The organism is Methylophaga pinxianii, from assembly GCF_020447225.1.
Taxonomy (GTDB): Bacteria; Pseudomonadota; Gammaproteobacteria; order Nitrosococcales; family Methylophagaceae; genus Methylophaga; species Methylophaga pinxianii.
This window is the reverse complement of sequence record NZ_JAJAEO010000116.1, coordinates 1-6,667: the sequence shown is the minus strand read 5'-3', so window position 1 is coordinate 6,667 and position 6,667 is coordinate 1. Positions and strand designations below refer to the sequence as shown.

Sequence of the window (6,667 nt, the reverse complement as noted above, 5' to 3'; positions counted from 1 at the left end):
GCAATTGCCACTTAGAACTGAATAAAGTGAGAGTCTGCCGATATATTTCCTCCCCCCCAAATGACCACATTTGTGCCATATGCCAGAGAATAAACAGCAGGATCAATGTGATAACAATGGAAACCAGCCAGGCCGGAATAGAATGATGCTGCCGATGCTGGTAGGCTTGAACTCGGGCTTTACGATTATGCAGGCGAATTTGCACAGCGACAATGACATGAAAAACCAGTGCGGCTGTAACGGCTAACCATAGCGGCCAGCGAATCAGTGGCTGATTATAAAAATCGTAAAAGGTTTGATATTGCCCTGGAATAAAAAAAGTCAGATTGCTGAGCATATGAAAAATAAGATAAACGGTCAGTACCAGACCGGCTATCGCCATCAGGCGTTTTTTGACTTGCAACAGGGCCATTAGCTCTCCCGACTCATCACGATTTGATCGGTTTCCGATATCGGTTCGAGTTTTTCACGTTGAATAGTGCGTACGCAGCTATTCCAGCGCAGGATGGCTTCATCGTTATGATCGGGGCGTATTTGTTCCGCCTGCTGATAACACTCCAATGCCTTAATAAAATAATCATAAGCAAATGCCCGGGACATCGGTTGAGTAAGCATAAAGCGGGCTCGTCTTTCCAGCACAATGCCTGTGTAATAAATTTGTTTATATTCGCTGGTGAGTTTGCCGATAGCTGTTTCAATATCCTGAAAAGGCGATTGGCTGCCGCTAATGCTAATCTGGTCAGTTAACGCCAGAATATAAACCACCAGTGCAGCCTGATTGTCTGGTTCTATATTGAGGATATCCAGACAGATGCTTTCGGCAATTTCCGGCTCCAACAGAGAGCGATATTGTCGCGCCCGGTCCAAGGCCAGTTCAATTGACTCGGCATGTATATCATGTAAATTCAGATCCATCAGGCTCTCTTATAACAAGGATTTGCCGTCATGGCAGTTATAACCTCAATCTAAAGCAAACTGCATCGCTTTTCAACGCAACTGTGACTGAACATTAAAAATAGAGTCTAGCAGGGTCTGATAACCTTTCATGACCTCCTCTGTTGTGACTGAAAATGCACCAATCTAAGGGGCGAGATGTGCCGTTTAGTCGCTCAAAATAAGCGACAAGCAATACGGAGTGGTGCATCTTCAGTCTTCCCCCGAAGGGCTGGGGCTATCCTCCATCTAACTATGTTGTAAATGCTTTATGCAGAACAACTACATCGCATCATTTCCGCCTTGTTGGACAAAAAACAGTCTCCAGCAGTGGTGACCATGAAAGATTAACAGACCCTGGTTAATCTGTTATCTTTAACGGTTTTCTAACGGCTTAACTCCGGTTTATTTATGCAACGAAAAATCCTGGTCACCAGCGCACTTCCCTATGCCAATGGCTCTATCCATCTCGGGCATCTTGTTGAATATATTCAGACAGATATCTGGGTGCGCTTTCAAAAGATGCGTGGCCACGAATGTCATTATGTTTGCGCCGATGACGCCCATGGCACACCGATCATGTTGCGTGCACAAAATGAGGGCATCACACCTGAACAGTTAATTGCCGATGTCAGCAAGGAACATCAGGCGGATTTTGCCGAATTTGCGATTGGGTTTGACAATTATCACAGCACGCATAGCGAAGAAAACCGCCAATTAGCCAGTCAAATATATCTGGCAAATCGCGATGCCGGACATATTGAAAGCCGGACTATCAGTCAGGCATACGATCCTGAAAAAGAAATGTTCCTGCCTGATCGTTTTATTCGTGGCGAATGTCCCAAGTGTGGTGCAGCCGATCAGTATGGAGATAACTGCGAAGCCTGCGGTGCAACTTACGATCCGACTGAATTGAAAAACCCGGTTTCAGCCGTTTCCGGTGCGACACCGATCACCAAAGAATCAGAACATTATTTTTTCAAACTGGGTAATTTTGAACCTTTGTTACGTGAATGGACGCAGGGCGATCATTTACAAGCAGAAGTCGGTCGCAAGCTCGGCGAATGGTTTGACAGTGGTTTACAGGATTGGGATATCTCGCGTGATGCACCCTATTTCGGTTTTGAAATTCCCGATGCACCGAACAAGTTCTTTTACGTGTGGATGGATGCACCGATCGGTTATTTAGCCAGTTTCAAAAATTACTGCGACCGCAGTGGTGTAGATTTTAATGAATTTATGCGTGCAGACAGTCCAACCGAGCTGGTGCATTTTATCGGTAAGGATATTATTTATTTTCATGCTTTATTCTGGCCAGCGATGCTCAAAGGAGCGGGTTTCAGATTACCTAACCGGGTTTATGCGCATGGTTTTCTCACGGTTGATGGCAAAAAAATGTCTAAATCGCGTGGCACCTTTATCAAGGCACGCACGTATTTAAATCACTTGAATCCAGAATATCTGCGCTATTACTTTGCCGCGAAGCTAAATAACACCATAGAAGATATTGATCTCAGTCTGGAAGATTTTCAAAGCCGGATTAATTCAGATTTGGTGGGTAAGGTCGTCAATATCGCCAGTCGTTGTGCGGGTTTTATTAATAAGCGTTTTGACGGTAAGTTAGGCGACTCACTGGCGGATGAAGCTTTATTCAACAACTTTATCAATCAGGCAGAATCGATTGCCAAACGTTATGACAATCGCGAGTTTGCTCAGGCGATGCGTGAAATCATGGCTTTGGCGGACAAGGCCAACCAGTATATTGATGAACAAAAACCCTGGGTATTAGCCAAAGAAGAAGGTAAAGATGCTGAAGTGCAAGCTGTTTGCAGTATGGGCATTAATCTGTTCAGAGTGCTTATTGCCTACTTAAAACCGGTATTACCTCGAACCGCTGAGCAAGCTGAAACTTTCCTAAAAATTGATTCATTGCAATGGACTGATATAGAAAAGCCATTACTCAGTCATACCATCGAACCGTTTAAACCGTTAATGACTCGGGTCGAACAAGACAAAATCGACGCAATTATTGAAGAGTCCAAAGATAATATGGTTGCCACCGCGGCCCCAACCAAAACCACTGAAAACATTGACCCGATAGCCGATGAAATTCAGTTTGATGATTTTGCCAAAATTGATTTGCGTATTGCCAAAATCGTTAATGCTGAACATGTTGAAGGCGCTGAAAAACTGTTAAAGCTGACACTTGATATCGGACTGGCAGAAAAGCAGGTTTTTGCCGGAATAAAATCGGCTTACGCCCCGGAAGAGTTAGTGGGCAAACTAACGGTGATGGTGGCCAATCTGGCACCGAGAAAAATGCGCTTTGGTTTATCAGAAGGCATGGTGCTCGCTGCCGGACCTGGGGGTAAAGATTTGTTTATTCTCAATCCCGACGAAGGAGCACAACCAGGAATGCGGGTTAAGTAAATATCTGAGTGGTTCTCGTCGCTTACGCTATGTCAAACACTAAAAAAGCCGGCGTTAAGCCGGCTTTTTAATGCTTGAACTGAACAGTTATTGTTTCAGTTCTTTTTCCATACCAATTTCATACAATTCAATATTGGCTTCTTCTATTTCACCGGTGACAGCATTGACATCAACTTTATATTCACGACCATGTGCGTTGACGATATCGAACTCATAGGTCACTGAGCCTTCGTAACCCATTTCATACTCATTGGCAACGACTTCACCTGGAATGAAATCTAAAGCAGTTTGACGAGCTTCTGATTCAGAGATTTTTGCGTATTTTTTGAACGTCGCATCGTCAGCTGCAACTTCACGTTCGATTTCAGTTACAAAACCTTCTTCGGCATTGCATTCGACATTGTAGGTATTACCATCAGCTACCGCTTCAACATCAAACTCATAGATCGGATCGTCGCCTTCCATTTTCATTTCCAGCTTACGTACATTGCCGGGAATAGTGTCAAGCGCCGCATCCATACAGGTTTCCATTTTAACGAGTTCCCAATCACGAATATCGTCGAGATCGTAGTTATCGTTATCAGCAAAGGTCATAGAAGATAATGACAGAGTGATGGCAGCCGTTAATAATTTAGCTGTAAGTTTCATAATTGCTCCTTTGTTTAAAAGCTTGGTTCCATTCTCTACCCACAAGAGCAATGTAGCTTATTGTTAGATGTAACAATATTTTTCCAGCACCAATTATATTGGGAATTTTTCCTATACACAAAAATAAAGCTCCAGAAATGAAATTTCTGGAGCTTTTATGTGTTCTTATTGCTGAATATTAACTTCAATGCGTTTAGGTTGAAGCTGAGCCATTTTTGGAATGGTTAATTCCAACACACCATCACGTGATGTCGCATTAATACGATCAACATCGGCGGTTTCTGGTAACGTAAAGCGCCGCATAAAACTGCCACTGAATCGTTCAATACGTTTGTAATTATCTTTCTGTTCAGTCTTGTTACTGTCTCGCACACCTTTAATCGTTAACAGTCCATTTTCAGCTGTCACTTCAATATCCGCGGCTTTTACCCCCGGCAAATCGGCATGAATAACATAGTTGTCAGCATTTTCCTGTATATCAACGGCTGGCGTCCAATCCTCTTCACTAAAATTGGTTTCCGTTGCAGGCACTTGAAACAAAGATGACATCTCACGCTGCAAATTATCAAATAAACTGTATGGTCTATATCGTTGAATGGCCATAAAACACCTCCATAATTTCTACATCATGAAGACGAACAATGTCTTCTGAATGACAAAATTGGGATGCCTTAAAAAAATTCAAGTCAATTTCTCAACTATTCACAAACGGCATATATATCAATCAGCTAGAAACACTTTCTAATGTTTTATTATGCCCAGGACAACGGCTATATTAGCCAAATCGGCAGTGGTGTTTACGTTCAGTTTGTTTTTAATCTGGGTGTTGTAATTTGCTACAGTTTTATAGCCCAGATGAAGCTCTGCAGCCACTTCATGAGCTGTTAACCCCCTGGCCGTCAAACAAAACACATCAAACTCTCTCGGAGAAAGTAATTCCACGACCTGACCATAATGCAATGTATCTGAAGGGTGTTTGAAATCATCTATATTGGGCAAAATGTCCTGTTCGATATACCGTTTGCCTTGTGATACTGCCAACACAGCTTCAGCCAGAACCTCTGCCGCGCTATTTTTAGTGACATAACCTCTAGCACCAGCCTGAATTGCACGCTCAACGTAAATGGATTCATCATGAATACTGTAGACCAGCACGATGGCCTGTGGATCCTGTTTTTTCAATCGACGAATGGTTTCTAACCCACCAATGCCAGGCATCGATAAATCCATCACCACCACATCAGGGCGTTTTCGTTCGTATTCATGACAAGCCAATTCTCCCCGATCAACATCAACTATATCGCCGATAAAAGGTTGTGATGTTAGTAACATTCTAAATCCAGCTCGAACGACCTGGTGATCATCTACCAGTAATACACTAATCTTTTTTTCATTCATTCTCTGATTTCTCTATGATTGGCATCCAAACACTGACACAAACGCCATTTCCTGCTTCAGACTCAAATCTAAAACGGCCTCCCATATTTTCTACCCGTTCACGCATCGCTAAAACGCCAAAGCCTTCACCTGATGACTCACCGCCTTGTCCGTTATCGCGGATCCGCATCACCACGCGCGGAGACGATTGCTCGCCTTCCTGTCGAATAGTTAATGTTACCTCAGTTGCGTTAGCATGACGCACGACATTAGTAAGACATTCCTGAGCAATACGATAAACATGTATCGCCAGTTCATGTGAGACCTGATCCAGCCGGTCATCGTAATCCAGCTTTACAACGAGCTCTGAGTTTCTGCGTCGCCATTCATTAACCAAATCGGCCAAAGTGGCACCTAATCCCAAATCAGCCAAACTCAAGGGATGAAGGGTTCGCATCATGGAACGCACAACCCCAGCCAAATGGTTACATATCTCAGCAATTGAATCGGAAATTTTAGCGACCTCAGCACCCGGCTGCCGAATTGCTGTAGACATAGCCTTAATCGCCGTAAGTGATTGCCCCATTTCATCATGCAGTTCACGAGATAAATTGCGTCTTTCTGACTCCTGGATCTGCATAGTGTGTCGTGCCAAAGCCTGATTATTTTCTTTAGCCACTTTTAATGCATCAGACAAATGATTGATTTCACTGGCAATTGCATCAAACTCACGAATATCAAATGGCGGTAACTTACGACCATATTGTCCCGACTCAACTCGTCGTAAACCGGCAACAATGCTTCGGACGGTTCTTAACATAGAGTTAAATACAAAATTAATCGCTAAAAAAATTACTGCGATCATTGTCATTACTGACCAGAAATAAGCCGTTGACTCCTCCCATGCTTCCGTAATCTCGTCCATTGGATCTGCCCGAACAATAATTTGTTTAATCCGTCCATCGGCCAATTTAATATCGTAATTTGCACTGGGATATGTTGTTTTAACTGCTCGAACAAACCACTCTGGAGGTAATTCTTCATCCAGCTCATCAGACACAAACCATTCAACCTCATCACCATTTTCATTCAATATGCTGATATGTAAGTGGCGGGTATGTTGAATAGCGCTGATTTGTTGTAACCATTCATACTCGGTCATAGATGTTCGAGACAGATGACTGAAACCCAAATCAATCATTTGCAAGGCCAGTTTGAATGAGGAGTTCACCTCACGTTCTACTGAATGGCGGGCTTGCCAGATGGTTAATCCCCCCCC

At 43.3% G+C, this 6,667-nt stretch carries 7 protein-coding genes; 1 reads left to right on the top strand and 6 read right to left on the bottom strand.

The features are described 5' to 3' along the window. Both LGT40_RS01095 and LGT40_RS01090 read right to left on the bottom strand, forming a co-directional pair. A partial coding sequence (locus tag LGT40_RS01095; protein ID WP_226343132.1) for a succinate dehydrogenase/fumarate reductase transmembrane subunit occupies window positions 1–412 on the bottom strand: 412 nt, incomplete at its 3' end. Then, on the bottom strand, window positions 412–915 hold the full coding sequence (locus LGT40_RS01090; RefSeq protein WP_226070563.1) for a hypothetical protein: 504 nt from the start codon (window positions 913–915) through the stop codon (window positions 412–414). The genes LGT40_RS01090 and LGT40_RS01095, both read right to left, overlap by 1 nt. 429 nt (window positions 916–1,344) lie before the next feature. Here LGT40_RS01090 and metG point away from each other — a divergent pair, with 429 nt between their 5' ends. Continuing rightward, window positions 1,345–3,363 carry a methionine--tRNA ligase gene (metG, locus tag LGT40_RS01085; RefSeq protein ID WP_226070564.1) on the top strand — a complete coding sequence of 673 codons (2,019 nt, stop codon included), beginning with the start codon at window positions 1,345–1,347 and terminating at the stop codon, window positions 3,361–3,363. A gap of 87 nt (window positions 3,364–3,450) precedes the next feature. Here the strand turns inward: metG and LGT40_RS01080 are convergent, their stop codons facing one another. From LGT40_RS01080 to LGT40_RS01065, 4 genes are all read right to left on the bottom strand, one after another. Next, window positions 3,451–4,011 (bottom strand): PepSY domain-containing protein, encoded by a 561-nt coding sequence (locus tag LGT40_RS01080; protein WP_226070566.1) that lies wholly within the window; start codon window positions 4,009–4,011, stop codon window positions 3,451–3,453. A gap of 165 nt (window positions 4,012–4,176) precedes the next feature. Then, window positions 4,177–4,614, bottom strand: coding sequence for an Hsp20/alpha crystallin family protein (locus tag LGT40_RS01075; protein WP_226070568.1), 438 nt, complete (start codon window positions 4,612–4,614; stop codon window positions 4,177–4,179). Window positions 4,615–4,752: 138 nt separating this feature from the next. Next, window positions 4,753–5,409, bottom strand: coding sequence for a response regulator transcription factor (locus LGT40_RS01070; RefSeq protein ID WP_226070569.1), 657 nt, complete (start codon window positions 5,407–5,409; stop codon window positions 4,753–4,755). Next, a partial coding sequence (locus tag LGT40_RS01065) for an ATP-binding protein (protein ID WP_226343131.1) occupies window positions 5,402–6,667 on the bottom strand: 1,266 nt, incomplete at its 5' end. The genes LGT40_RS01065 and LGT40_RS01070, both read right to left, overlap by 8 nt.

What these genes read in the sequence shown, in the direction of transcription:
- LGT40_RS01090 (WP_226070563.1), bottom strand. Translation starts at nt 915, where the DNA reads ATGGATCTGAATTTACATGATATACATGCCGAGTCAATTGAACTGGCC.
- metG (WP_226070564.1), top strand. Translation starts at nt 1,345, where the DNA reads ATGCAACGAAAAATCCTGGTCACCAGCGCACTTCCCTATGCCAATGGC.
- LGT40_RS01080 (WP_226070566.1), bottom strand. Translation starts at nt 4,011, where the DNA reads ATGAAACTTACAGCTAAATTATTAACGGCTGCCATCACTCTGTCATTA.
- LGT40_RS01075 (WP_226070568.1), bottom strand. Translation starts at nt 4,614, where the DNA reads ATGGCCATTCAACGATATAGACCATACAGTTTATTTGATAATTTGCAG.
- LGT40_RS01070 (WP_226070569.1), bottom strand. Translation starts at nt 5,409, where the DNA reads ATGAATGAAAAAAAGATTAGTGTATTACTGGTAGATGATCACCAGGTC.